General features: G+C 69.4%; 20 protein-coding genes. 6 read left to right on the forward strand and 14 right to left on the reverse strand.

Annotation, left to right across the window (positions count from 1 at the left end; all coding sequences use genetic code 11):
• Positions 1-8: 8 nt before the first annotated feature.
• The 7 genes from BGK67_RS38325 to BGK67_RS17365 all read right to left on the reverse strand — a co-directional run bounded on the left by BGK67_RS38325 (position 9) and on the right by BGK67_RS17365 (position 9695).
• Complete coding sequence (locus tag BGK67_RS38325; protein WP_141754027.1) at positions 9-1400, reverse strand: hypothetical protein; 1392 nt, start codon at positions 1398-1400, stop codon at positions 9-11.
• Complete coding sequence (locus BGK67_RS38330) at positions 1400-2008, reverse strand: hypothetical protein (RefSeq protein WP_141754028.1); 609 nt, start codon at positions 2006-2008, stop codon at positions 1400-1402. Before BGK67_RS38330 ends, BGK67_RS38325 begins: the two co-directional genes overlap by 1 nt.
• Positions 2009-2658: 650 nt before the next feature.
• A complete protein-coding gene (locus BGK67_RS17345; RefSeq protein WP_069920943.1) occupies positions 2659-3483 on the reverse strand; it encodes a hypothetical protein in 825 nt (274 codons plus the stop codon).
• Complete coding sequence (locus BGK67_RS17350) at positions 3480-4013, reverse strand: SigE family RNA polymerase sigma factor (RefSeq protein WP_069920944.1); 534 nt, start codon at positions 4011-4013, stop codon at positions 3480-3482. Before BGK67_RS17350 ends, BGK67_RS17345 begins: the two co-directional genes overlap by 4 nt.
• A 128-nt stretch (positions 4014-4141) precedes the next feature.
• Positions 4142-5065 (reverse strand): expansin EXLX1 family cellulose-binding protein, encoded by a 924-nt coding sequence (locus BGK67_RS17355; RefSeq protein ID WP_069920945.1) that lies wholly within the window; start codon positions 5063-5065, stop codon positions 4142-4144.
• Between the two features lie 215 nt (positions 5066-5280).
• Positions 5281-7647 (reverse strand): non-reducing end alpha-L-arabinofuranosidase family hydrolase, encoded by a 2367-nt coding sequence (locus BGK67_RS17360; RefSeq protein WP_069920946.1) that lies wholly within the window; start codon positions 7645-7647, stop codon positions 5281-5283.
• Positions 7648-8135: 488 nt separating this feature from the next.
• The gene (locus BGK67_RS17365; protein WP_069920947.1) at positions 8136-9695 is read right to left on the reverse strand and encodes a sigma-70 family RNA polymerase sigma factor; all 1560 of its coding nucleotides are present in this window, start codon (positions 9693-9695) and stop codon (positions 8136-8138) included.
• Between the two features lie 266 nt (positions 9696-9961).
• On the opposite strand from BGK67_RS17365, the gene BGK67_RS17370 reads away from it, so the two are divergent.
• Positions 9962-12583: an RICIN domain-containing protein gene (locus BGK67_RS17370; RefSeq protein WP_069920948.1), complete on the forward strand. Its 2622-nt coding sequence runs from the start codon at positions 9962-9964 to the stop codon at positions 12581-12583.
• Between the two features lie 107 nt (positions 12584-12690).
• Here BGK67_RS17370 and metC read toward each other — a convergent pair whose 3' ends face one another.
• From metC to BGK67_RS17400, 6 genes are all read right to left on the reverse strand, one after another.
• Positions 12691-13953 (reverse strand): cystathionine beta-lyase, encoded by a 1263-nt coding sequence (gene metC, locus BGK67_RS17375; protein WP_079154241.1) that lies wholly within the window; start codon positions 13951-13953, stop codon positions 12691-12693.
• On the reverse strand, positions 13950-15212 hold the full coding sequence (locus tag BGK67_RS17380) for an MFS transporter (protein WP_069923930.1): 1263 nt from the start codon (positions 15210-15212) through the stop codon (positions 13950-13952). The genes metC and BGK67_RS17380 overlap by 4 nt, the downstream gene beginning before the upstream one ends.
• A complete protein-coding gene (locus BGK67_RS17385) occupies positions 15209-16081 on the reverse strand; it encodes a sulfurtransferase (RefSeq protein WP_069920949.1) in 873 nt (290 codons plus the stop codon). The genes BGK67_RS17380 and BGK67_RS17385 overlap by 4 nt, the downstream gene beginning before the upstream one ends.
• Positions 16078-17295 carry an ATP-grasp domain-containing protein gene (locus tag BGK67_RS17390; RefSeq protein ID WP_069920950.1) on the reverse strand — a complete coding sequence of 406 codons (1218 nt, stop codon included), beginning with the start codon at positions 17293-17295 and terminating at the stop codon, positions 16078-16080. Before BGK67_RS17390 ends, BGK67_RS17385 begins: the two co-directional genes overlap by 4 nt.
• Positions 17296-17316: 21 nt before the next feature.
• A complete protein-coding gene (locus BGK67_RS17395; RefSeq protein ID WP_069920951.1) occupies positions 17317-18513 on the reverse strand; it encodes a hypothetical protein in 1197 nt (398 codons plus the stop codon).
• A 131-nt stretch (positions 18514-18644) separates the two neighbouring features.
• Entirely contained in the window at positions 18645-19808 is a 1164-nt protein-coding gene (locus BGK67_RS17400) for an ATP-grasp domain-containing protein (RefSeq protein WP_069923931.1), read from the reverse strand.
• A 914-nt stretch (positions 19809-20722) separates the two neighbouring features.
• On the opposite strand from BGK67_RS17400, the gene BGK67_RS17405 reads away from it, so the two are divergent.
• The 3 genes from BGK67_RS17405 (at position 20723) to BGK67_RS17415 (ending at position 23242) form a co-directional block, all read left to right on the forward strand.
• A complete protein-coding gene (locus BGK67_RS17405; protein ID WP_069920952.1) occupies positions 20723-20926 on the forward strand; it encodes a cold-shock protein in 204 nt (67 codons plus the stop codon).
• Positions 20927-21244: 318 nt separating this feature from the next.
• Positions 21245-22783 (forward strand): DEAD/DEAH box helicase, encoded by a 1539-nt coding sequence (locus tag BGK67_RS17410; protein WP_069920953.1) that lies wholly within the window; start codon positions 21245-21247, stop codon positions 22781-22783.
• Between the two features lie 54 nt (positions 22784-22837).
• The gene (locus BGK67_RS17415) at positions 22838-23242 is read left to right on the forward strand and encodes a CBS domain-containing protein (protein WP_069920954.1); all 405 of its coding nucleotides are present in this window, start codon (positions 22838-22840) and stop codon (positions 23240-23242) included.
• A gap of 127 nt (positions 23243-23369) precedes the next feature.
• Here the strand turns inward: BGK67_RS17415 and BGK67_RS17420 are convergent, their stop codons facing one another.
• On the reverse strand, positions 23370-23729 hold the full coding sequence (locus BGK67_RS17420; RefSeq protein ID WP_069920955.1) for a hypothetical protein: 360 nt from the start codon (positions 23727-23729) through the stop codon (positions 23370-23372).
• A gap of 795 nt (positions 23730-24524) precedes the next feature.
• Between BGK67_RS17420 and BGK67_RS17425 the strand changes: the two genes are divergently transcribed.
• Both BGK67_RS17425 and BGK67_RS17430 read left to right on the forward strand, forming a co-directional pair.
• On the forward strand, positions 24525-24863 hold the full coding sequence (locus BGK67_RS17425) for a MerR family transcriptional regulator (protein WP_069920956.1): 339 nt from the start codon (positions 24525-24527) through the stop codon (positions 24861-24863).
• A 214-nt stretch (positions 24864-25077) separates the two neighbouring features.
• Positions 25078-25638, forward strand: a complete 561-nt coding sequence (locus BGK67_RS17430) for a hypothetical protein (RefSeq protein WP_208948711.1) — start codon at positions 25078-25080, stop codon at positions 25636-25638.
• Positions 25639-25719 lie beyond the last annotated feature (81 nt).

Genomic DNA, 25719 nt, shown 5'->3' on the forward strand with positions numbered 1-25719 from the left:
AGCTTGCACTAATCCTCCAGGCCGCCGATCGCCTCGATTAGCTGACCACTCTCCACTCTGGACAAGTCACGCAACAGCGGAATAGCAAATTGAATCAGCTCTGACAAGTGAAACTTGGCAGCCGTTCTTCCAGATGCCGTCAAGCTCTCCAGATCGCACGTCAGATGCCTAGCCCCACCCGGTAGTGGGACGACTGCGGAAACTGCCGCAGACCTCTTCTGCCCGAGCACGCTGGCCAGCTGATCCAATACATTGTCGCGCCAAATCTCAGTTCCAGATGGTGGCCTGTAGTCGATCCTTCGACCATCATCAGACTCGATGGTGATCTCATCGAGATTAATCCCGGCGGAACTTGCGCGATGGATCAGCAAACTAAGATGAGGCGGAATCGGATTCGGCCGATCGACCGTTCCCATCGAGGAGACCGGACCCGGAGAGAAATGAGTCACATAGTTCCTCGACTCAAATCCGAGAAGTCCAGCCGAGACGAACCAACGAAGCGCCAGGCTACTCAATTCTGGATTTTTTATTCCAGAAACCCGCAGGCTCTTAGCCCGAAGGCGATCAACACTCGCCGCGATCAGATGCTGCAGACTTTCTGAATCCGCAGAAATTTCCAGTTCACACAGTTTCTCCAAGGTGATTCCAGAAGCGATCCTCCGCCAAAACTCCGGATCGTCTGAAACTGTGATGTCGAGAAGAAGTTTCAAGCTCACGGGGTCCAGATCGGCCGTAATTCCTGTCGCTCCAGGAAAGGCCGAAGCCGGCGCCCCGGATCCCAGCCAAACTGCATGCAGAAGGCGCGTCAGAACGCCAGCGCGTGCAGGGTCGAGCAGACGCTCGGCAGCAACGACGGCCTGACGAGTCTCCTCTGGCTCGGAGAGCTGGGCTGCAGCAAACCCTGCGTCTACAGCGCTACTCACGGAGCGAACCCGCTCCTCGCTCAAAAGCCCCCTGCCGCCCTGCAAGACGGCATGCGACAACAACCCGCTTACCGCGCTGTCCGTTCGAACTTCCGCGAACTCGTTAATGCTCGAAGGAGTCGCCACAAGCGTGCTGGCGCTTGCCGAAGCAGTCTCCAGTTCACCAGATCCGGCACTGTCCCGAAGAGGGACAAGCGGCATGATGATGGGGTTCTTACCAGCGATCGCAGAGATATCTTCGCGAATGTAATCCGGATTATCGCTCGTACGCAGATACACCTGTCGAGACTGGCCGTCACCTTGCCAGTGAAGGACCAAGTCTGGCGCATATGTGTGATTGAAAAATTCAGTCGACTCGATCCGAACTCCCTGATCGGAGGCTTCGAGTCGGGCGATCACCGCATTCTTGATGGACGAGACATTTCGCGAAGGGTCCTGGTCAGTCAGGTCGGAGATCACTACGGAAAATTCATCCATCACAGTTCACCTCTCTTCATCAACTCAGTAAAGACCAGGGCCCGATTTTCGGGCGTAATTACTAGCCTCTCCTGCTTCTCAGAGAGAACGAACATCCACATCCGCCCGGCAACGTCTTCTGCAAGACTAGAATCGATCAACGATTCTGCCTCGGATTCGTCAGGTGTTCCGAAAACTCTGAGGCGATTTCGCTCCAGCAGGAGCCCCTTCTTGACACTCTCTGGGGTGCAGAGAGTGTTCCACGCCTTCACCCTGAAGGGATGCCACGTGATCCACATGAAGTGGTCAGCCAGGCGATAATGATCCCGCCTCGTCAGGTAGCACTTAGCGACCCAGTCGTCGAAGTGCATCCCCTGATCTGAGTCGCTAGCATAATTTTTACACTCTGCGACGAAGAAGTGCCCATGAAACTCTCCACCCGAGAGAATTCCACCCACATCAAAAGAGTAGGGCTGCTCTTCACCGTGGGGCCATTTAAATTCGAGACGGGCCGCGTGGACGGCGTCTTCGTTCGTCCATGAGGAGCTCACACGTGTCGTTGCATCAAGCCACAGCTTGGCGCGACGAGCCCCGTCAGCACCCTTCTGGTGCATGGCCTCACCTGGCATGCATGGATCCTAGCCGCCGTTCCCCCTGGGCAAGAGCCCCTGGCCTACAGCTTTTCACGCTCCACCGTCAGCGCCAAGGCGTAGTCCAGATCGCGGAAACGAGCTCTGATCACGGCACAGTTGAGCCCGCGGCTACCGCCCACTGCACGAGTCATCCCCCGGGACCACGACCGCGCTCCCACAGGGGATCTGCCGTGCCCGCCCGGGTCCGCACCACTCGCGCACCACATGCGGCGGAGACCGGCGGTCAATCACGGTCCGGCGTGATCCCCCGGCAGGCGGCCGATGACGCCAAATGGGCAGGTCAACGGCACCACTGGAGGGATCGGCGCGAGGATTCCCAAGCTTATAGCGCGGGTTCGATTCCCGTCATCCGCTCTTGAATAGAGGCCCAGGTCAGCGACCTGGGCCTTCTTCGTGGCTCCAGGTCAGGCCGCCCCCGGATGGCCCGCCGATGCCCCAGCCGGGACTGCGCCGACGGCATGCGCTCGGTCAAGGTCCAGGCAGCCCTCCAGGACATGCGCGTCCGCCGGAAACCCAGGACCTTCGGGAGGGCGCCGCCCGGCTCTCCGTCCGACCTCGGCCTCGTACCCGTCTTGGGTCGCATCCGTCACCGGGTGGGGGGCTTCGACCCGGCTACGGGCACGGCCTCAGCGTGCCGGCGTGAAGCCGCCCCAGACCGCGAGTGCGCCGCGGGGACCGTTGGCGTCGATGCGGTAGCCGTCGTGCTTGGCCTCGCGCTCGCCGGCGGCGTGGTTGTACTGGCCGGCGAAGACATGCTGTCCGGCCGGGACCGTGCGGCCATGCTTGAGGGTCCAGCGGTAGACCACCGCACCGCCCTCGTGCTGCACGGTGACCGTGAAGTCCTCGGCGGGTAGCGTCCGCCAGCTGCCGGTGCTCTGCACTCCGCCGGTCTGCTTGATGCGTAGTTCCAGGGTGAGTGCGGTGAGCGGCTGGGTGGTCTTGAGGGTGATGTTGCTCTGCGCCCAGAAGGCGTTGCTGCCCGCGTCCACCGAGCCGGCCGACCACAGGGGCCCGTCCTGGACGTGCGCGCTGCCGGGCTGAGCCGAGCCCGCGCTGCCTGCCGTCGCAGGGCCGGGGCTCGTCGAGGACGGGCGGTCCGGCGGGGTCGGGCTACCGGCGGTGGGCGCCGACGGCGTCGGATGGGGAGTCCCGGGCACGGACGGCACGGACGGCACGGACGGCACGGACGGCACGGCGGGGGTGGCCGGGATGTCCGGCCTGGCCGGCGGGGACTGGACGATGGCGGCGACGGCGAAACCCCCGACTGCCAGAATGCCGGCCGTGGCGAGGGAGGCGAGCGCGACCCTGGGCCAGGGCCTCGCGCCTGACGGCTCGCGGGGGCCGGCGGGGGCGCCGGACATGCCGCGTTCCACGCGTGCCAGGATCCGGGCGCGGTCGGGCTGGTGGGCCTCGGCGGCTGCGCGCAGCCGCCCGGTGAGCTCCTCGTTCAACGGCTCCTCCTCCCCGCCAACAGTTCCCCGGCTGCTCCTGTGCTGCCCAGCATCCGTTCCAGTTCGGCCATCCCCTTCGAGGTCTGGCTCTTCACCGTACCGACCGATATCCCGAGCGCCAGCGCGGTGTCCTTCTCCGACAGGTCGAAGGCGTGCCGCAGGACCACGCACGCCCGCTTCCGGAACGGCAACCGGGCGAGAGCAGTACGCACGTCCACCACGGCGGCCACGTCCGGACCGTCCAACGGCTCCGCGCCGCGGGACCAGAACAGGGCGATCCGGCGACGCTCGCGAACCGCGCTGCGGATCCGTGACCGTGCCAGGTTGGCGACGACTCCACGCGCGTAGGCGAGTGGGTACTCGGCCTGGCGCAGCCGGTCCCAGCGCTGCCACAGTGCGATCAGGGCGTCCGCGGCCAGATCGTCGGCACCGTCCGCCCCGCCCGTCAAGAGGTGGGCGAACCGGGCGAGTTCGGCGTAGTGGCGTTCGAAGAAGTCGTGGAACTCCGCGGACGCGTCATCGAGGACCATGTCCGTCGGTCGCCCCCTCCGCAAATCTGTGCGTCAACATCCGGCGCGCAGCGTAACAGTGGCCCGTACACCCAGGGCGCTGCGATGCGGCGGTAACCCGGCCGCCACCACCCGGCCGCGGTGCGGTGTCAGTGCGGGGCGAACTGGACCCGGGTCGGTTGTGCGACGTTCGGCAGCAGCGCGGCCCCGTCGACCGTCAGCTGCTCTCCGTAGATGTCGGTGATCCTCATCGCGCCGCCGCACCCGCTGCCGTCGGCGGCGAGGAAGTAGTTGTATTCGGTACGAGGCAGTCTCCGCCAGCCCTTGGTGGTGCGTACCTCCAGCCGTGCGACCGGGTTCCGGTGGTCGATCACCTGGATGCCGCACCAGTGGGGACTGGACCCGGTCTTGTACCGGACGGAGATCGTGCCGGACGTCCGGGGGCTCAGCAGGCTCCAGGTGATCGGGATACGGCCCAGCTTGGGATCGGCCAGTTTGGCGAAGGCCTGCTCGCTGAGGTCCAGTTGCCCGGGTGCGCAGGGCAGCGGGCACTCGTTGGTGATCCGGACCGTGATCGAGGCGCCGCTCGCGGCGCGGACGCGCACGTAAGCGCCGCACGCCCTGGACGCCTCGTAGTCGGTGGTGTTCATCGCCGCGACCATGAGGTCGTCGCTCGGACCGAACAGGCAGGCGCCGTTGCCGTCGCCGGCGGCGTAGGCGGTGGCGACGCCCTTGTAGGTGGTCCCGGGCTGGATGCGGCCTGCCGACGGTTCCGTGCCGGACGCCGCCTGCGGGGTTGCCTTCGCCGGAGGTTGGGGCGCCGCGGTGGTCGAACCGACGGCGGCGGTCGCGGTCGCCGCGGCATGCGAGCTGTCCGTCGGGGGCGCGGGGCTCGTCGGGGTCGAGGGGCTCGCCGGGGTCGAGGTGCTGGTCGGGGTCGAGGGCGTGGCTTCCGCCCGGGTGGCGGCGGGAGCCGCCACGTCGGCCCCGACCTCGGCCTCGGGACCGGGGAGCAGGGCTGTCACCAGGCAGACGAGGATGCCCGCGGCGGTCAGCGCCGTCGTTCCCACCATCAGCCGGTGTCTCCGCCTGCGCTGCCGCGCGGCTTGCCGTGCAGTCTGCATGTCCGTCCGTTCGAAGATTCGAGTCGAGGTGCACTGCTTGGTCGCCGCAGGATGCGGAAAGGTTGCCGACGGTTCCCACCGGGGAGGGCGAGGAAGCGGGCGCGCGACGGGTCCTCCGGGGCGGCCAGGCCGCCCCGGAGGACGATCACCGTGGATCGGGCAGGTCAGCGCTGCAAGGTGAGGACACCGGGCCGGTACGGCAGTTGGTCGTAGGGGCCACCCGCGGTGGGGGACTTGCCCTGGTAGAGGAACTGCAGGTCGCAGGGGTCGATGGTCATGGTCTGGTCGGGGTTGTCGCGGACCAGGTCACCGTGGCTGATGTCGTTGGTCCAGGTGGCACCGCTGTTGGCCTTGCCCGCGAAGGGGTTGCTTTCACTGGCGGCCTGCGGGGTCCACGAACCGCTCAGACTGGATGCCGTGAACGAGCGGAAGTAGCGCCCATGCGCACCCATCGCCTCAACGATCATGAGGTACTGGTTCTGGCCCTGAACCTTGTAGACCTGCGGAGCCTCGAACAGGTTGTTCTTCGAGTCGCTCATGACCGTCGTGTACGACGAGCCGAAGTTGCCGGGGAAGTTCCCGATCGGCATGCTCGCCCGGTAGATGTTGCCGTTGTCACCGGCGAAGAACAGGTACATGTTCTGGCCGTCAGCGATCAGGGTCTGGTCGATCGGGCCGGTGCTGGAGTCGGGGATGCTGCCGGTGAACAGCGGCTGCGGCGAAGACCAGCCGTTGGGGTTGGCGGGGTCGCTCGACGTGCGGTAGACGAAGGGCCACGCACCCCACTGGTACGCCAGCACCCAGATGTTCTTGGGCGCGAAGTAGAACAGCGTGGGCGCCACCGCGGCCTGGCGCATCCCGGCCTGACCGGTGGACGCCATGTCCGACCAGTTCGTGAAGGGGCCGAACATCATCGAGCCGTACGACGATCCCGACGCGTTCGACCCGTAGACCAGGTGTTTGCCGTTGTACACCACGTGGGTGAAGTCCTTCACCGCGGCCCACCCGTTCCCCGGCTGTGCCAACGCACCCGTCGACTTCCATCGGTACGTCGCCGGAAGAGCGCACGTGCCGCCCGTCGGCGCGGGCGTCGTCGGGGTCGACGGGCCGGACGGGCCGGTCCACTGCTGGTTGCCGCCGGACCAGCAGGAGTGCAGCTGGACCTTGGTGCCGTTGGCGGTGGCCGCGCCGACGGCGTCGAGGCACAGCCCGGACTGGACGCCGGCGATCGTGCCGTTGGCGTTGATGTCCCACTGCTGGTTGGCGCCGCCGTTGCAGTCCCAGATGACCACCGCGGTGCCGTTGCCGGTGCCCTTGGCCTTGGCGTCCAGGCATTTGTTTCCGTAGATCTTCAGCTGCTTGCCGGAGGTGTGGGTCCAGCGCTGGTTGGTCTGTCCGTTGCAGTCCCACAGCTGCGCCTGGGTGCCGTTGACGGTGGTGGAGCCGTTGATGTCGATACAACGACCTGAGGCCGCGCCCTTGATCTCGCCGGTTCGGGTCCCGCCGGTCGTCCCGCTCGTGGCCTTGAGGGCGTTCATGACGGCGGTGTAGGCGGCCTTGGGGTTGCCGTTGTTGTCGAACAGCAGGGGGCTGTCGCCGCTGCGCCAGGAGTCGCTGTCACGGATGCCCCATACCGTGATGCCGGTGCACCGGGCCACGGACAGGCAGGCTTTGACCGTGCCGGCGTAGTGGGTGGGCGACGCCTGGGCGATGTCCAGCTCGGTGATCTGGACGTCGACGCCCAGGGCGGCGAAGTTGGACAAGGTGGTCTGGAAGCTGGACGGGGGGCCGCTGGTGCCGAAGTGGCTCTGGAACCCGACGCAGTCGATCGGCACGCCGCGGGACTTGAAGTCCTTGACCATGCTGTAGACGCCCTGGGTCTTCGCGTCCGACCAGTTCTCGATGTTGTAGTCGTTGTAGCAGAGCTTGGCCGAGGAGTCGGCCGCCCGGGCGGTGCGGAACGCCTCCTCGATGAAGCCGTTGCCCAGCACGTCTTGGAACACCGAGCTGCGGTGCTGGGTGGAGCCGTCGGCGAACGCCTCGTTGACCACGTCCCAGGCGTAGATCTTGCCCTTGTAGTGGGTCATCTGGGTGGTGATGTGGTTGTTCATCACGCTGCGCAGCGTGGCGGCGTCGGTGATGCCGCTGACCCAGGTGGGCAACTGGGAGTGCCACACGAGGGTGTGCCCGCGCATCCGCTGCCCGCGCGAGGTCGCGTGGCTGACGATCCGGTCGGCGGGGCCGAAGTTGAAATTGCCGCGGGACGGTTCGATGGCGTCCCACTTCATCTCGTTCTCCGGGGTGATCATGTTGAACTCGCGGTCCGCGATCTCGGCGTACCGCGAGTCGCCGAGCCTGCCGGCGGCCACAGCGGTGCCGAAGTACCTGCCCGAGGGGGTCGCCTGGGTACCCAGGCTCGCGGCTCCGGCGGAGCTGGGGAGGAGCGTCAGGACACCCGCCACCAGCGCCGCGGCCGACAGTCCTATCGTCAATGTCCGGCGGCGCCGGCCGCGCCGGTGCAGGCCCTTCATGATTCTCCTCGGGGGTCGCGGGTCACCCTGGGTGCCGTGATCGTGCGCGCATCGGCCGGTACGGCCTGGTCCGCCGCGGGGTGGGGGCGGTGCAGGACGTGGGGCCGTTCCTGCCCACCGGCCGCCCGGGGTTCGTGGGTGTGTCGCGTCATTGGAGGGGCTTTCTTCAGGAGATGCGTCAACGGGGGAAGTCGGGCAACCTGCCACGCCGACACGTCATGGTGAGCGGCGGGCAGGAAGCCCCACGAAGTGGAGGCCGCCGAACTCGTATGCCCGTAACGGAAAAGTCGCGCCGTCCGGCCGATTGCTCAGTGAGGAATCCCGCAGGCGGAAAGCGTTACGCCAAGCCCCGCCGTCTGGTCGTCGCTGTAAAAAGGCCGCGCCGCCCTGAACATCAGCCAGGGATTGTGAAGTGGTTGGAGAACGGCGTGGTGCAGGATCGTGGCGCAGGATCACCCGCTGTCACTGTGCGACTCGGTCCGAAATGCTCAGGGAGCGGTAGCCCAGGCCCTGCGCATGATGAAGGAAGCCTGGCCGGCGAAGGCCCGAGTGCCGTCGGAGCCATCGAGCCAGATGCCACCGTCGCGGTGGCGGAGGACCGATCCGGGATAGTTGTGCGCGTGCAGGGTCACCGAACCGGCGACCGCCCCGGGGTGCGGACAGAAGGTGGCGTCTTCACGGAACAGTTCGCTGCCGTCGTTGGTGCTCAGCCGTAGCCGCAGGTCACGGTGGCGCAGATAGCGGCCATCGGCGGCGCGGAGGGTGACGCACCGTGTGTCGGCCAGCCCCCGGATGACCGTGAACGTGACGCGCTGCCGTGTCTGCGTGCTGCTGGACGCGGCGACTCGGCCGAGCGTCGCGAAGTCGCCGGCATACGTGAGGTACAGGGCGGGCTCGTCCACGGACTCCAGCGACTGTGCGCCCAGCGGAACAGTGCCTTCGACGGCGGACGGACTCGCCGGGGACGGTCCGGCCGACGTGGCGGTGCGCGACGGGATCGGCGTGGGGTTGCCGACCGTGGGAGCGGCGATGACGCCGGGCACCCGGTCCGCCGGTTCGGGCCAGGTCGCGTAGGTGGCGGTCCCGGTGATGAGCACAGCGCCGGTGGCGAGGCTCGCCAGCGGATGGGCGGTCACCGCGTGGAGTTTGCCGATCAGCGCGCTGTGCAGACCGCCTCCGCCCGTCGCCGTGGCGACGGCGACGGGTGCCGTGGCCAGCCCGGCGGCGCTCGCGGCCGTACCCGGCAGCAGGCCCTTGGCGGCCAGCGCGGCGAGGAGTCCGGCCGGGACGGCCAGCGGCGCGAGGCTGAGGAGCAGTAGCTCGGCCGGAACCCGTGCTCTCGTAGTCGCCGAGCAGACCGGGCAGTCGCGGGTGTGCCGCGCGATCCGCTTGCGCCACACCGAGGTACGCAGACCGTCCCAGCCGACCACGGTCTCGTCCAACCGCGGACAGCGCGGGTCGGCCTCCAGCGCGGCGACGATCGTCCGGCTCAGCTCCAGCTGCTCGCGCATGCGTTGCAGGCGTACTCCGACGTGGGCGACAGTGAGCCCCGTTGCGGCGGCGATGTCGTCACGGCTCAGCGAGCCGGCGCGTTCCTGCCACCACAGCGACAGCAGCATCCGGTGGTCCGGGTCGAGCCACCGGCCGGCTTCGACGACCTGGCGGCGCTCGTCCGACACATGCAGACGCAGGATCGTCACGTCCTCTGGTTCGGCGCCGGCGTCCGGTATCCGGAGTGCCTCGTCGATGACCGTGGTCCGGTCGGCGGAGGTGCGTTGCCGCTGCCAGTGGGTATTGATCTGACGGAGCGTGATCGCCACCAGCCAGGACCGGAAGCTCTCCGGGGCACGAAGGGCAGGCAGGTCGCGTACCGCGCGCAGCAGGGTTTCCTGGACGACGTCGTCGACGTCGGCATGTCCGTTCAGCGCTCGCCCGACGATGTTGTAGAGCAACGGCAGGTACGCGGCGATCAGCTCCTCGCGCGCCCGATCGTCACCGGCCTGCGCCGCGACGACCAGCCCCGCGTGGTCCGCATCCATGAGCCCCATTCCAACCTCCCTCAGGGGAGCGATCCGCCGAGCACGGCGCCGCACCTTGGCGTCGGCAAGGGTATGCGGCCAAAGCCGCTGCCTTGGTTCAACGGAACGGGACCCGCGCCCACTTGGACAGCGGCGACGATGACACGAGGCGACCTGAAAGAAGTTCGCGGCTCAAGGCAACCCTTTGCGGGGCCCGCTACCACAAGGAGTCGGATCCGGCCGTTCCGGTAGCTCGATCCACTTTCCTCTGGTGGCATGCAAGGAGAACACCCCCCATGAAGAACCCCACGAACGGCGTGCGCCGCGGGCGTCACCGCCGTCGTTGGACCGCGACGACCGGTCTGCTGCTCGGCGTCCCCGCCATCGTCGTGCCGTATCTCCTGTTCGTGCAGGAGAACTCACAAGCCGCGACGGTCGACGGTGATGCCTACTACCGGCTGGTTTCCGTACGCAGCGGCAAGGTGCTGGACGTCAACGGCTTCTCCACCGCCGACGGCACCCGCATCCAGCAGTGGACCGACCGGAACACCGCCAATCAGCAGTGGAAGCTGAGACCCACCGGGGACGGCTACTACGAGCTGGTGAACCGCAACAGCGGCAAAGTGCTGGGCATAGCCGGCGATTCGACCGCGCAGGCCGCTGCCGCCGAGCAGCAGACCGACAGCTCTTCCCCTTCCCAGGAGTGGCGGATCGACGATGTGAGCGGTTCCGACACCGTCACCTTCACCTCCCGCGGGAGCGGCCGGGTCCTGGACGTCTTCGCAGACTCCACGGCCGACGGCGCGGCGGTCATCCAGTACCACGGCAAGGGCAGCACCAACCAGCAGTGGAGGCTGGTGAAAGCGGCCAAGTCCCAGGCGACCGCGACCGGACCGTATGTGTGGAACAACGCCCAGGTGGTGGGCGGCGGTTACGTCACCGGGCTGGTGTTCAACCCCCGCGAGAAGGGTCTGCTGTACGCACGCACCGACATGGGCGGCGCCTACCGCTGGGACCCCGCGGCCGAGCAGTGGATCCCGCTCACCGACTGGGTCGGCGAGAAGGACTGGAACCTGCTCGGCATCGATTCGCTGGCCACCGACCCCGTCGACCCCAACCGGTTCTACGCCGCGGCGGGCACCTACACCAACGGCTGGGCGGGCAACGCCGAGCTCCTGCGCTCCACGGACCGGGGCCGCACCTTCCAGCGCACCGCTCTGCCCTTCAAGCTGGGCGCCAACGAACACGGCCGGGGAGCGGGCGAGCGGCTGGCGGTCGACCCCGCGGACAACGGCACCCTGCTCCTGGGCACCCGCAAGAACGGCCTGTGGCGCAGCACCGACCACGGCGTGACATGGGGTCAGGTCTCCTCGTTCCCCGTCAAGGACGGCGCGAGCAGCGGCGCGGGCATCGCCTTCGTGACGTACGGCCCCGTCGGCAGCAAGACGGTTTATGTCGGCGTCGCCGACAAGTCGACCTCCCTGTACCGCTCCACCGACGGCGGCACCACCTGGCAGGCCGTCTCCGGGCAGCCCACCGGCGAGATGCCGCAGCACGGGGTGGTCTCCGGTGACGGCTCGCTGTACCTGGCGTACGCCAACTCCATCGGCGACGCGACGGCGGGTTCGGTGTGGAAGTACACGCCGGCCGGCGGGGCGTGGAAGAACATCTCCCCGTCCCAGGGCAACTACGGGTTCTCCGGTCTGGCCGTCGACCCGCGGAACCCGTCCACGGTGATGGTCACCACCCTCCACCGCTGGTGGCCGCAGGACGAGCTGTACCGGAGCACCGACGGCGGCACGACCTGGAAGGCACAGGCCGCGAAATCGGAGCGGGACGCCTCCGCCGCTCCTTATGTCGGTACCGGCATCGGGCACTGGATGACCGCCCTGGCCATCGACCCCTTCAACTCCGGGCACGTGCTGTACGGCACCGGCAGCGGCATCTGGCGCAGCAAGGACGCCAACGCCACCGACACCGGCGGCACCAGCCACTGGGTCGTCGGGTCCCGGGGGCTGGAGGAGACCTCGCTGATGGACGCGGTCGCCCCGCCCGGTGGCGCCACCGTCATCTCCGCCATGGGCGACCTGGGCGGTTTCCGCCACGACTCTCTGACGAAGGTGCCCGCCGGGCGGCTGGACAACCCGATGATGATCACCAGTACCGACATCGATTTCGCCCAGTCCCATCCCTCGCTGATGGTCCGCGTAGGCCGTGGAGGCAAGCAGGACGGCGCCTACTCCACCGACGGCGGCAGCACCTGGAACGGCTTCACGTCGGAGCCGGTGGGCAGCGCCGACAGCGGTCGTGTCGCGCTATCGGCGGACGGCTCCGCCATCGTCTGGACCGAGGCCGGTCAGGCCCCGTACCGCTCGACCGACAAGGGGGCGAGCTGGTCGAGGGTGAGCGGCCTGGGCACCGGCGCCGTGGTCGTCGCCGACCGCTCCTCGGCCAAGACCTTCTACTCCCTGGCCGACGGCACGCTCTACGCCGGCACCGACGGCGGCGCGACCTTCACCGCCCGCGCCACCGGCCTGCCCGCCGGCCGGCTCGCGGCCGTCCCCGGCATCGCCGGAGACCTGTGGATCTCCGGCGGCGGCAAGGGACTGCTGCACTCCACCGACGGCGGCCGCACCTTCACCACGCTCAAAACGGTGCAGTCCGCCTCCGCGCTCGGCTTCGGCAAGGCCGCGCCGGGCGCCGACTATCAGGCCCTGTACCTGATCGGTACCGTCAAGGACGTCACCGGAGTCTTCCGCTCCACCGACAAGGGCGCCACCTGGCTGCGCGTCAACGACGACGCCCACCAGTGGGGCAGCATCGGCGGCGTCGGCGTCGTCACCGGCGACCCCGACACCTACGGGCGCGTCTATGTCGGCACCAACGGACGCGGCCTCCAGTACGGCGACCCGTCCTGACCCCCACGCCCGAGCGGTGCCGCAGGCACACAACGGCCTGCGGCACCGCCATGGCTGAGCGACCCCGGATCGTCAAGGCGTGGAGCAGCAGAACCCAAGACGACTGGTCACCGCGGTTCGGCAGCCGCCAGGCTCCGCCCCCACCGAGAGGGATTCTCGGCCGGCCAGCCCTCTCGGGGTCCGCCCAGCAGGGCTTCGAAGCCCGCCGTCAGGTCCTTCTTCAGGTCGTCCAGGCCCTCGAAGCCGACGTGCACCCGGACCAGCGGCCCGCGTCCCGTCCACGTGCCAGGCAAGCGGTGGGAGACCGGGTCGGCCGGCACGATCAGGCTCTCGTAGCCGCCGTAGCTGTGGCCGAGGCCGAACACCCGCAGTCGGCTGAGCATCGCGTCGACAGCCGGTTTGCCGAAGCCCGGCTCCAGTTCCACCCCGAACAGCCCCGCCGCGCCGGTGAAGTCGCGGCGCCACAGGTCGTGGCCGGGATCCTGGGGCAGCCCCGGGTTCAGGACGGCCGCCACCCCCTCCTGCGCGGCGGTCCAGCGGGCCAGCTCCAGCCCCTGCTCCTGGTGCCGGCCCAGCCGTACGCTCAGGGTGCGCAGCCCGCGCAGGCCCAGGTAGACGTCGTCCGCGCTCGCGCACTGGCCGAGCCGGATGGCCGCACCCCGGACGACCGGGTAGCTCTCCTCGGTGCAGACGATCGCGCCGAGGAGACTGTCCGCGTGCCCCGTCAGGTACTTGGTCGCGGAGTGCACCACCGCGTCCACACCCGCACCCAGCGCCAGCGGTCGGCAGAAGGCGGGCGTGGCCCAGGTGTTGTCCGCGATGGTGACCACTCCGCGGGCCCGGCAGACGGCGGTGATCGCCGGGATGTCCTGCACCTCGAAGGTGGTGGAGCCCGGGGACTCCAGGTAGAGCAGCCGGGTCTGCGGGCGGATCAGCTCCTCGATCGCGGCGCCGCCCGCGTCCGGACGGTAGTACTCGGTCTCCACTCCCAGCGCGGCGAGCGAGTCGCAGAACTTCCGGGTCGGCAGGTAGACGGAGTCGCTGACGAGGATGTGGTCTCCGGCCCGGACGTACGCCAGGATCGCCGTGGTGATCGCCGCGAGTCCGGAGCAGGTCGCCACCGCCGCGTGGCCGCCCTCCAGTTCGGTCAGCGCCTCCTCGAAGGCGCGGCTGGTGGGGGTGCCGAAGCGGCCGTAGACCGGGGTACCGCGCTTGAGCGGATCCGCCTGGGAGGCGTCCATCTCGGCCACGTCCTGGTAGAGCGCGGTGGAGGCGCGGTATACGGGCGGGTTGACATAGCCGGCCTGCCGGCGCGCATCGGAGCCGGCGTGCACGAACCGCGTCTCCCGCGAGGAGGTGGACTCGTTCACCGGGCCACCGCCGTTTCGGCCACGGGCAGTTCGGGGACGGCGGGCCGCCGGCCGCCCGCCAGCAGCAGTGCGAGCAGCGCCGCGCCCGCACACTGCGCCGCCACCACCAGCCAGAACGTGCCCAGGTCGCCGGCGGCCTCGTAGTGGGCGAAGACGAATCCGCCGACGACGCCGGCGAGGAGTCCGCCGATGCCGGCGGTCAGCCGCTGGACACCGAAGGCGAAGGCGGGGTTGCCCGGCACGCGGTCGACGAGTTCCAGTTCGCAGCGCAGGAAGAGGAAGATCTCGCCGAAGGTGAAGAGGGCGGTGCCGGCCAGCAGGGCCGGGGTGCTGCCGAGGGCCATGGCCCCCATGCCGAGGGCCATCAGGGCGAACGAGCCGACCACCAGCAAGCGGTAGCCGGCGCGCGCGATGTGGTTGGCCAGTGCCGGCTGGAGCAGCACCACCATGGCGCAGTTGAGCAGCATCACCCAGCCGAGGACCTGTATGTTGGACACCCCGGCCGCGTACAGGCCCATGAAGCTCTGGAAGAAGAAGTAGAGGTAGAAGGCGAGGGCGGTGAAGAGGACCGGGCGGAGCGCGCCGCGCAGCGCCGCCCGGTTCCCCGTGACCCGCCCGGTTCCCGCCACCGCCGGGGCCGCGGCCGGCCGCGGCTCGACCGGCTTCAGCGCGGCCTGGTGGGCCGCGGTGATCAGGGCGAAGAGCCCGGCGAGGCCGATGAGCAGCAGCACCGGGTCGGCGTCGATCAACAGCGCCGCGAGCAGCGGCCCCAGCCCCATGCCGGCGTTGAGGGCGGCGCTGCTCACCCCGAGGAAGAGCGGGCGCAGTTCGTCCGAGACGTGGGTGACGATGTACGCCTTGTTCGCCGGGAGGTACAGCGCCGGACCGCCGGCAACGAGGACGACGGCCGGGTACGCGGCCCAGGGCGCCTTGACCGCCAGCCCGAGCAGGACCAGGCCGGCCGTGCGCAGGGTGAGCGCGAGCACCATGGTCCGCTTGAGCCCGAACCGGTCCACGACCGTGCCGCCGAGGATGCTGCCGCCGAACTGGATGAAGGTGGCCACGGCCACCAGGATCCCGGCCACCCTGATGTCGAGGCCGACGGCCTTGACCATGAGCACCCCGATGAACGGGGTGACCATGTAGCTACCGAGGGCGACGACGAAGGACAAGCCGATCAGGGCCTTGAGGCCGGCGGGCAAGCCGGTGAAGGTGCGCCACTTCGCGGTGAGCCCGCGTGTACCCGCGCCGGCCGTCACGGTGAGCCGCTCCCGCCGGTGGCCACCGGCCGCTCGGACGGCAGGCCCCACTCGCTCCACGAGCCGTCGTACACGGCGAGGTCGCGGTAGCCGGCCAGGGTGGCCCCGAGCGCGAGGACGCAGGCGGTGACCCCGGAGCCGCAGGTGAAGTACAGCTGCTCGCGGTCCCCGGCCACCGCCTCGAACGCCGTGCGCAGCTCGTCCCGCGGCCTCATCAAGCCGCCGTCCCGCTGCAGCTCCCCGAAGGGCAGGTTGGCGGAACCCGGCATGTGGCCGCCGCGCAGGCCCGGACGCGGCTCGGGCGCGGTGCCGGCGTACCGCTCACGGGTGCGTGCGTCGAGGACGGCGGCGGCCGGGTCGGCGAGGGCGGCGGTGACGGCACCGGCGTCCACGATCAGGCCGGGCCGGGGTCGGGCGGTGAAGGTGCCGCGTGGGCCGTCGTACACGGCGGGCACCCGCTCGACCGGGTGGCCGGCCGCGGTCCAGGCAGGCAGGCCGCCGTCGAGGACGGCGACCCGGTCGAAGCCCATGGCGCGCAGCATCCACCAGGCGCGGGCGCTGGAGTAGATGCCCTGTGCGTCGTAGACGACGACCGTGTCGGTGTCGTCCACGCCGAGCGCGCGCAGGGCCTCGGTGAATTCCTGGACCCCGGGCATGGTGTGCGGCACGGCGGAGGTGTGATCGGACAGCTCCCCGTCGAGGTCGAAGGGCCGGGCCCCGGGGATGCGCGCGGCCGCGCCCCGGCGGGCGCCGACGGAGGCGTCGAAGAGGACCACGCCGTCCCCGCGCCGTGCGGCCAGCCAGTCGACCCCGACGAGCGGGCCGGTGAGCCCGGCGGCAGCGAGGTCGGGGGGTGTCGTCGCGCTCATGCGTTACCTCCGGAGAAATCGGCGGGCCGCCACCGGGTGTTGTCGGAGAACCAGCCCGCCACACGTTCGAGATTGGCGGCCACATCCTCCTCCGTGTCCCCGTCGACCACGTAGCCGGCCAGGAACAGGCCGGACTTGACCCCGCCGTGGAACTCCTGGCCCGCGGCACCGGTCAGCATCACCTCGCGCACGCACCCGGGCTCCCCGCCGGCCTGCGGCAGCTCCTCCAGCACCCCGTTCTGCGGTGGGATGCACAGTGCCCCGGCAGGCCGGTACGCGGGGGTGCCGAGCGTCGAGGGCAGGCCGCACTCCGCGTACAGCCACTCCTTGTCCAGGTCGATCCCGAACGCGTGCCGGACCATCGCGCTGATCATGCCGCCGCCGGTGCGGCTGGCGATCTCGCAGAAGACCAGCCGGTCGTCGGGCGTGATCCAGAACTCGGAGTGGAAAGCGGTCTGCGGCGGGGTCGGCAGCTCGGCCAGGACCGCCCGTGCCGCCTTGACCAGCCGGTCGTAGGACGGGTCATGCGGGGCGAGCGGGAGGTTGGCCACCCAGTCGTTGTCCCGGAAGGACAGGCAGTCGTTGAGGTAGCGGAAGGGGTGGACGAAGACCACTTCGCCGCCGGCCACCAGCCCGTCCACGTGGTACATCTGGCCCGGCACGAATGCCTCGATCTCGCTGCTCCCCCGCCACGGGCCGGCCAGGTACGCGTCCAGCTCCGCCTCGTCGCGGATGATCGCCGCGCCCAGCGAGCCCGACTCGGACACCGGCTTGATCACCACCGGGTAGCCGTGCTCGGCGACGAAGTCGAGGGCCGTGTACGCCGAGTCGATGCGCCGGTAGGCGGGCACGTCGACGGGGCCGCCCGCGAGGTGGTCCTTCATGACCACCTTGTCGCGGAAGGCGAGCGCGCTCGCGGTGTGCTGGCCCGGCAGGCCGAGCAGCTCCCGCAGCTGGGCGGCCCGTACGACGTCCGCCTCGGCGCGGGCGAAGACCGCCTCGACCGCGAATTCGCGGGCCAGGCGCAGCGCGGTCTTCTCGACCAGCTGGTTGGTGTCGTACGCGTCGAAGGCGTGTACGTGCGGGAGATGGGCGTAGCCCGCCGCGTACTCGGTCGCGGTCACGATGACCGGGACGATCCCCGAGCCGGCCAGCCACTGGTCGTACGGGGTCTTGGCGTAGGGCGTCTTGGCGAAGACGAGGACATGGCGCATCGCGGCGGTCTTCCTCTCGGGTCAGTTCTGCGAGTCGACGAGGAGCGGCAGCCGGCGTCGCTCAGGGACCCGGGAGATCAGGCCGAGCTCCTCGGACAGCTCGGTGGCGAAGCAGCCGTCCTTGTACGTGCCGGAGAGCCGCTTGGCGGTGAACGCCTCGATCTCGTCGTGGTCGAACTCCACGTCGTACGTGGTGCCGGTGCCCGCCTCTGCGGTGGTGACCGTGCGGACGAGGATCCCCAGGTGCGGCTCGAAGGTGTTGACGCAGCCGACGATGTCGCCGATCTTCTCGCGGCGGCCTTCGGGGCCGTCGGAGAGGACCTCCTCCTGCGCGGGGATGGCGGCGAACAGCTGACGGCCGGCCCGGCACCAGCCGACGTGGCTGGGGAAGCCCATGGCCTTGATGCCGAAGGTGCCGAAGTCCTCGCTGACGCCGAGCTGGAAGCCGAGCGGGATCGTCTCGTGGACCCACTTGAAGTCGCGGTACGCCTGCTCGATCTCCTCGCGGGAGAGGCGCAGCTCGGGGTGGCGGCCGCCGTGGTCCGTGAAGTTGTTGAACCGGACGGTGGCCACGCCCAGCTTGTTGAAGTAGTGGGCGTAGCGCTCCAGGGAAGTGCGGCCGTGGTTGTGGCGGCCGATGGTCACGCCGATGTTGACGCGGAGTGCGTCCTCGGGGGCGATGCCCTTGTTGTACTCGGCGATGCGGCGCAGCACCTCCTCGGTCTCCGCGCCGGAGAAGACGCCCTTGATGGGGTACGTCTTGTGATCGATGACGTCGAGGTTCTCGTCGATCACGCCGTGGTAGGTGATGGAGATGGTGCCGTAGCCGTTCTTGACGGCCAGGTCGAGGAGCTCGGTCCAGTTGTCGGCGAGCAGCGGGCGGCCGCTGGTCCAGGCGTCGCCCTTCTCCATCGTCTCGGTGGGCTTGTGGTCCGACTCCTGGCGGAACTCGCGGTTGTTGGCCGGTCCGTAGATCCGCATGAACTCGCCGTCGTAGGCGAAGCTGTCCACGTAGCGGGGGTAGACGTGGTAGCCGTGCGACTGGAGGCCCTCCAGGATGCGAGGGCCCTCCTCCATGGCGAAGGACTTGTCGTAGACCTTCTCGTAGTTGACGAACCAGCAGTGCGTGCACTTCTGCCCGCAGGTGTTCTTTCCGACCTTGGTGTCGAGGTCGAGGTAGATGTGGATGTCCTCGCGCTTGATGTCCTTGAAGGGCATCGAGAACGGGGCATCACCATGAAAATCGTAGGAAATAGGGTGGTTCTGGACAGACATGTATCCCCCGTGCGGTGGTGTGGTCAAGGAAAATGAGGAGTGTCGGGTGAGGGCCGACGTGTGGAGCGAAGCGGTCAGGACGCCGGTTCGGGTGCGGTGGTGACCACCGGTACGGCGATCAGCTCCGCGACGGCGGCTGCGCAGGCCTCGGTGTCGGCGGCGGTCAGGACGGCCATGCCGAGCCGGTCCGAGGAGGAGCGCAGCGGGCGCACCTCGTCCCCGGGGAGGACCGAGAGGTCCCAGGCATGGACGTGGCCGTGGGTGAGGGTGGGCGGCGGCGCGACGGCCGTCACCCGCCCGGGCGGCGCGGTGAGGAAGACGGTGGCGGCAGCGGCCGCCGTGGCGGGCCCGCGGCGGACCCCGGCTCCCACGGGCCAGCCGAGGGCGGCGCGCCGCCATTCGACTCCCGTGGTGAGGCGGACCAGGTCGGCGATGCCGTCGCCGCCGAGCCGGGTGTGGGTCTCGATGACGACGACCTTGTCGCCGTCGACCATGACCTCGGTGTGGCTGGGTCCGTCGGTCAGGCCGACGGCGTCGAGCAGCTCGCCGACGGCGCGGGCGACCAGTTGCTGCCGGTGCGCGTCCAGGGACGGCGGCGGCATCATGTGGCTGACCTCGATGAACCCGTCCGTGGTGCCCTTCTCGGCGATGCCCAGGACGGTGTGCCTGCCACCCACCGAGAGCGCCTCGACGCTGAACTCGCGCCCCTCGGCGAACTGTTCGAGCAGGGTCGCGGCCGTGCGCCGGTCCGCGGGGAGGTCCGCGATGTCCTCGACCAGGGCGATGGAGGTGCTGCCGACCCCGTCGACCGGCTTGGCCACCGCCCGCCCGTGGCGGGCGAACAGGCGCGCCACGGCCTCCGGATCGTCGCCCGCCGCGAACGCCGGGTTCAGGTGCGGGGCCTCGCGCTCCAGGATCCGCCGCATCTCCAGCTTGTCGCGGGTGGCCCCCACGACGACCGGGTCGATGCCGGCCACACCGAGCCGGCGGGCCGCCAGCGCCGCCGGCTCCAGGCCGAGTTCGGTGAGGGAGACGACGGCGGTGGGTGCCAGCGGCCGCAGGACCTCGTCCGTGAAGGCCAGGAAGGCGGGCAGGTCGAGGAAGTCGGTGGTGAAGACCCGGTCGTCGGGGTCGAGGACGGGCGCACCGGGCAACTGCACGTGAATCAGCTCGCCGGGCAGGGACCCCGCCTCCCGAGCCACGGTCGGATTGGCGCCGACGATCACAAGGGTGGTCATGCCGTCCACACCCCGCGAGCGGGCCTCCCGCGATCCGTCCGCCGCCCCCACTGCGCCCACGTTCTCTCCCCGTCCCCCTCGCCAACCGGTCGTTCGACCGGCGCGGCGAGCACAACATCGCAAGCGTGATCGACACTGTCAACAGTTTCGCGGACGGCCGGAATGCGGTCTCCCAACCGGCTCTGACCTGCATCTGGCCCGTGATCCCAAGGCCCGCTCAAGGAGTCGCACGGCCGAAAGGCCACCGTGCCCGGCGGGGCACGGGGACGCCGGGCCGCAGGGTTCCGGCCAATTTTTCAGCCGTCGGGACATGCTCCGTTCACAAAACCGCTGCACGACCTACTGCCCAGTAGCTGGTTTCAGCCAATGTGGCGCCACGAGAGGCCGTACGGCGAAATTCGAGGGGTGCGGGCTCGGCTCGTCGGGCGTACACGGAGCCCGTCGTCCTCAGGCCGCCCGCCGGCGCCGGCTGCGCGGAGGGTGGCGTCCCGACAGCCCGCCGATGCACGCGACGAGCACCGCCTGCTCGGCACGGCGAGCGCGAGGAGGATCTCGCACCGGGTGCGCGACCTCGCCGCCGCATCCTGGAGCCGGCGGCGGGTACTTGCAAACGCTGCGCTCGGGGCGAATCAATATCTGTCACCGCGGCCTGAGAATTTAATGGATCCAGCGGGGAGAGTTTCTACCGCAACACAGTGAACGGAAACATTCACCGCACACAAGCCACCGCTGCGTGCTACTGTCGATCTCGGTTGCAGTTTTGGTACCCAAGAACTTCAAGCGCCTCCAGGCCGGACTTCGTGCGGCATGGAAGCGCTTAGTATTTCCCGGTCTTTTCCGGGCGGGGCATCATCGCGGCGACACGGCGTCCGTAAAGTTCGGACGCTGCGGTATTGCCCCAAAGGAGATATGACATGGCTACTGGTACCGTTAAGTGGTTCAACGCGGAAAAGGGTTTCGGCTTCATCGAGCAGGACGGTGGCGGCGCTGACGTGTTCGCCCACTACTCGAACATCGCCGCCCAGGGTTTCCGCGAGCTGAACGAGGGCCAGAAGGTCAGCTTCGACATCGCGCAGGGCCAGAAGGGCCCGACGGCCGAGAACATCGTTCCCGCCTGACGCTGACACGCGTTTTGCAGCTGGGGCCCGCATCCCTCGGGGTGCGGGCCCCAGCTGCATGCATTTCCCGCGGTGCGTTCACCCGCGGTATTGAGCATTGAGGCATCCGGCCGACTGGCCCACTCGGAAGCCGTACCCGAGTCGATTGCTTTGCTTGTCGCGTCCACGGACGCCACCCTTTTCAGCGTCTGAGCCCGTACAGATTTCCTGTCCGCCAGATCCGCGCTCGCATTCAATTCGGCCCGTTCTCGCAATTCCCTGCGCCGCTCCTACGCTGCGGGAATTCCTTGATACGTGCCGCATCAAGGAAGGTTCCGCATGAACCCCATACGTACGAACGACCGCTCCTCCCGCACCCGCGGCCGCACCGGCGGCCCCGCTTTCGGCGCGGGCGCCGGCGCCGGTTCGGGTCGGGGCAGCCGCTTCGGCTCTTCGACTCCGAGCCGCTCCGGAGCCCCGAGCCGTTCCGGAGCCCCGAGCCGCTCGGGCGGATACGGCCGCCGGCCCGCCGCGATCCAGGGCGAGTTCGCCCTGCCGAAGACGATCACTCCCGCGCTCCCCGCCGTCGAGGCCTTCGCCGACCTCGACATGCCGGGCCCGCTGCTGGCCACGCTCAGCCGCGAGGGCATGGCCACGCCGTTCCCGATCCAGGCCGCCACCCTGCCCAACACCCTCGCCGGCCGTGACGTCCTCGGCCGCGGCCGCACCGGCTCCGGAAAGACCCTGGCCTTCGGCATCGCACTGCTGGCCCGTACGGCCGGCCTGAGCGCCCAGTCGGGTCAGCCGCTCGCGCTGATCCTCGTACCGACGCGTGAGCTCGCCCAGCAGGTCACGGCCGCGCTCACCCCCTACGCCCGGGCGGTCAAGCTGCGCCTGGCCACCGTGGTCGGCGGCATGCCGATCCACCGGCAGGCCGGTGCGCTGCGCGCGGGGGCCGAAGTGGTCGTCGCCACGCCCGGCCGGCTGAAGGACCTCATCGACCGTGGTGACTGCCGCCTGAACCAGGTCGCCATCACCGTCCTCGACGAAGCCGACCAGATGGCCGACATGGGCTTCATGCCGCAGGTCACCGCCCTCCTCGACCAGGTGCGCCCCGAGGGCCAGCGGATGCTGTTCTCCGCCACCCTGGACCGCAACGTCGACCTGCTGGTGCGTCGCTACCTCACCGACCCGGTCGTGCACTCGGTGGACCCCTCGGCCGGTGCGGTGACGACGATGGAGCACCACGTGCTGCACGTCCACGGCGCCGACAAGCACCGGACGACGACGGAGATCGCGGCGCGCGAGGGCCGGGTGATCATGTTTCTGGACACCAAGCACGCCGTGGACCGGCTGACCGAGGACCTGCTGAACAGCGGAGTACGGGCTGCCTCCCTGCACGGCGGGAAGTCGCAGCCCCAGCGCACCCGGACCCTCGCCCAGTTCAAGACCGGTCACGTGACCGTGCTGGTCGCCACCAACGTGGCGGCGCGCGGCATCCACGTCGACAACCTCGACCTCGTCGTCAACGTCGACCCGCCGACCGACCCGAAGGACTACCTGCACCGGGGCGGCCGCACCGCCCGCGCCGGCGAGTCCGGCCGCGTCGTCACCCTCGTCACCCCGAACCAGCGCCGCGAGATGGCACGCCTCATGCAGGCCGCGGGCATCACCCCGCAGACCAGCCAGGTGCGCTCCGGCGACGAGGCCCTGAACCGCATCACCGGCGCCCAGGCACCCTCCGGCATCCCGGTCACCATCACCGCACCGGTGTCCGAGCGGCCCAAGCGCAGCACGTCCTCCCGCGGTCGCCGCGGGCCCGCTTCGGCCGCCCGGCGCGCGAGCACGCGGCAGTCCGCCTTCGACGCGGCGGCCTGACGGCCTGAGCACTACGTGATCCGCAAACTGACCCACCTCTGCAGGAGGCACATCGTGACGCTGGTCCAGATGCAGTCCCGCTCCGCGCATGCCGCCCTCGTCCACCGGACGGTGGACGACGTCATGGAGGCGGCCGGACCCCAGGTCTGTGACGACATGACGGTCGAAGTGGCCCTGGCCGTCATGGCCGGCGCCCGCACGGCTCATCTGCTCGTCTGCGACGAGGACGGCCTGTGCACCGGGCTGGTCACCCAGGACCGGCTCGCCGCCATCCGCGACGGCGCGGCGTACACGGACCAGGTCCGCCTGCGCGACGTCCTCGGCGACCGCGGTCCGGTCACCTCGCCCGTGACCACGATGGCCGAAGCCGAACACGCGATGCGCTATCGCCGGGTCGGTGCCCTGCCGGTCGTCGATGACCAGGGCACCGCTCTGGGCGTCCTCGCCCTCGCCCGCTGAACCGTCCCACCCACAGCGGGCGGCCAGGCAGGCCCGACAACCGAACAGCGAGGGAGGGCCCGACCGGCACGCGCCGGTCGGGCCCTCCCTCGTATCCCCCTGCCCAGGGGGCTGAGGCGACGCCGGGTCAGTGGTCGGAGTAGCTGAAGTCGCCCACGGTCCAGGCACTGACGTCGGCGATCGAGACGCGGTACATCCCACCCGTCTCCGGGATCCCCACCGTGCCCTGAAGGATGCGGGCCACATGGAAGTGCAGATGGGTGGGCGGTCCCTCCCGGGGTGTCCTCGCGGTGAACACGGAAGCGAACTCGCCCAGGCGGACCGAGTCCGTCAGGACCTCGGACACCCGCTGCCTCCACACGGCCTCGGGAGCCAGCCGGCCGGTGATGACAGCGCCACCGGCGACCACGGTCAGGGACATCTGATTGCTCTGCCCGGACTCCACCAGGGTGGCGACGTCCACGAGCAGCTCGTCAGGCTTCGACATGAGAGCCGATCTTATGCACCAGTCCTCTCGACCGGGAGCGCACTACCCGTGGAGAAGAGCACGTCAGGGCCGGTGCTCCCACAGCTGTCCTTGGCGCGCACGAAAATCTGTGACGGCGGGGGTAGACATTGGGCGGCGGCGTGGTTATGGTTTCTCTCGTAACCCAGAGAGACCGCAGGGCCTGGCAGAGACGAACTGCCGGGCAGCAGTACCCGCAGTTGCAGTACGTAGGACGGTGCGGTGGTGGAGTTCCGAAGCCAGGGTTGTTGAAGGACGGCGACGGGACTGACGACCGGACCGGGTGGCCCGCAGTGATCAGGGGCCGCCGCGAGCAGTACCCAGCAGTGAAGTCAGTGAGCAGCACCCTCGGTGAAGGCGTCGGCTGCGGGCGCGCGCACCGGGAAGTTCGGCAGTGGGGTTCTAAGCCAGAGCAGATGCAGGATGGGCGACGGGGCTGGCTGCCGAAGAGTGGCGCTGGATCAGGCCACCAGCAGTACGCAGTAGAGCAGTACCAGCAGTACCAGAAGTTGATCACTGAGGGAAAGAACGGAGGAGCCGAGCACCATCAGGATCGCCCGGGTCGAAAAGCTGAGCCCGGGTACCGCAGGACATCGATAGTGAGGTGGTCTCCGGTCAAGCAACCGCGATCCCCGCACTCCCGGCGGCAGTTCGGCCGGGGCGGCGGAAACACAGGGTCGGCGCAGTATCAGGGCCGACAGATGGTGTAGTAGTTCCTTCGGGGCCCTGGTGCCATAGGCACCAGGGCCCCTCCACGCGTTCCCGGAGAGAGGTGCGATGACAGCAGACGACTCGTTCGGCCGTCTCGACGACGGTGATTACCCCGCCTACACCATGGGCCGGGCCGCGGACATGCTCGGCACCACCCAGGGCTTCCTCCGCGCCCTCGGAGAGGCCCGCCTGATCACCCCGCTCCGCTCCGAGGGCGGCCACCGCCGCTACTCCCGCTACCAGCTGCGCATCGCCGCCCGCGCCCGGGAACTCGTCGACCAGGGCACCCCCATCGAGGCCGCCTGCCGCATCATCATCCTCGAGGACCAGCTCGAGGAGGCCCAGCGGATCAACGCCGAGTACCGCCGCACCGCCGACTCGTCCGCGCCCCCGCCCGCGGCCTGAACCGAGTGCCCGCGATCGCGGGACACCGCTTCCCTTCCCGCCTCGGACCGGGCGGGCCGGCACCGCCGGACAGGGTCTGCCCAGCCGCCCCGTGTTCCGGTCCTGGACGCCCGCCGTCAACTGGGGCCCGGGAAGTCGTGTAAGTCGGCGGACCATGGGAACGATCAGAGCTTCCGAACCTGCCTCTCCGCTCTCCTACGCCCAAGGACCGCCGATGCTTCCCGAGTTCAGCTCCCACGCATCCGCCCCCCTGTCCCACCAGCTGGAACAGCGGCTGGGACTGGACCCACGCCTCGAAGCGGGCCGCATCGACGTGGAGCGCGTCGCCGACATCGCCGTCGTCGCATCCGCCCACACCGACGGGTACGCGGCCACCGCGCACCTCCTCGGACTGCTGGCCGCGCTCCCCGCTCCCACCGAAGCCGGAGAACGCTTCTGGTCGGACCTGTGGAGGACCTCGGGCTCCCTCTACCTGCTGCCCGCCAACATCAAGACGTTCGTGCTGAGTTCGCTGGCCGGAGAAGGCACCGGCCTGGCCGGTCAGATCCTCTCGGCCGTCGACGAGATGACCCCGCCCCAGCGCGTCGCAGCCGGAGAGGTGATCGGCCAGGCGCTCGCCGAATCCGACCACCTCCCCGACCTCAAGACCCAGGTCATCGGCGAACTGTGGCTCCGGGACCTCGAACTCACCGCCTGGCGGGTCCTGCACGCGGACCACAAACCGGCTGATCCGGCTGAGCGGGAGGCCTTCCTCGACGCGTGGAGGCGTGTCTGAGCGCCGGGTTGGGCTTGTAGCGCGGGTTCGGCTGGTAAGCGCGGGTTCGGTTCCGTCACGCCTCCTCGAACGCCTGGGCGC

Origin of the sequence: Streptomyces subrutilus, from assembly GCF_001746425.1 — a bacterium.
GTDB lineage: Bacteria > Actinomycetota > Actinomycetes > Streptomycetales > Streptomycetaceae > Streptomyces > Streptomyces subrutilus_A.

Bases quoted from the DNA above. Each gene is read 5' to 3' on its own strand.
- BGK67_RS38325 (WP_141754027.1), bottom strand. From the start codon at position 1,400: ATGGATGAATTTTCCGTAGTGATCTCCGACCTGACTGACCAGGACCCT.
- BGK67_RS38330 (WP_141754028.1), bottom strand. From the start codon at position 2,008: ATGCCAGGTGAGGCCATGCACCAGAAGGGTGCTGACGGGGCTCGTCGC.
- BGK67_RS17350 (WP_069920944.1), bottom strand. From the start codon at position 4,013: ATGGTCCTCGATGACGCGTCCGCGGAGTTCCACGACTTCTTCGAACGC.
- BGK67_RS17355 (WP_069920945.1), bottom strand. From the start codon at position 5,065: ATGGTGGGAACGACGGCGCTGACCGCCGCGGGCATCCTCGTCTGCCTG.
- BGK67_RS17360 (WP_069920946.1), bottom strand. From the start codon at position 7,647: ATGAAGGGCCTGCACCGGCGCGGCCGGCGCCGCCGGACATTGACGATA.
- BGK67_RS17365 (WP_069920947.1), bottom strand. From the start codon at position 9,695: ATGGGGCTCATGGATGCGGACCACGCGGGGCTGGTCGTCGCGGCGCAG.
- BGK67_RS17370 (WP_069920948.1), top strand. From the start codon at position 9,962: ATGAAGAACCCCACGAACGGCGTGCGCCGCGGGCGTCACCGCCGTCGT.
- BGK67_RS17385 (WP_069920949.1), bottom strand. From the start codon at position 16,081: ATGAGCGCGACGACACCCCCCGACCTCGCTGCCGCCGGGCTCACCGGC.
- BGK67_RS17390 (WP_069920950.1), bottom strand. From the start codon at position 17,295: ATGCGCCATGTCCTCGTCTTCGCCAAGACGCCCTACGCCAAGACCCCG.
- BGK67_RS17395 (WP_069920951.1), bottom strand. From the start codon at position 18,513: ATGCCCTTCAAGGACATCAAGCGCGAGGACATCCACATCTACCTCGAC.
- BGK67_RS17400 (WP_069923931.1), bottom strand. From the start codon at position 19,808: ATGACCACCCTTGTGATCGTCGGCGCCAATCCGACCGTGGCTCGGGAG.
- BGK67_RS17405 (WP_069920952.1), top strand. From the start codon at position 20,723: ATGGCTACTGGTACCGTTAAGTGGTTCAACGCGGAAAAGGGTTTCGGC.
- BGK67_RS17410 (WP_069920953.1), top strand. From the start codon at position 21,245: ATGAACCCCATACGTACGAACGACCGCTCCTCCCGCACCCGCGGCCGC.
- BGK67_RS17420 (WP_069920955.1), bottom strand. From the start codon at position 23,729: ATGTCGAAGCCTGACGAGCTGCTCGTGGACGTCGCCACCCTGGTGGAG.
- BGK67_RS17425 (WP_069920956.1), top strand. From the start codon at position 24,525: ATGACAGCAGACGACTCGTTCGGCCGTCTCGACGACGGTGATTACCCC.
- BGK67_RS17430 (WP_208948711.1), top strand. From the start codon at position 25,078: ATGCTTCCCGAGTTCAGCTCCCACGCATCCGCCCCCCTGTCCCACCAG.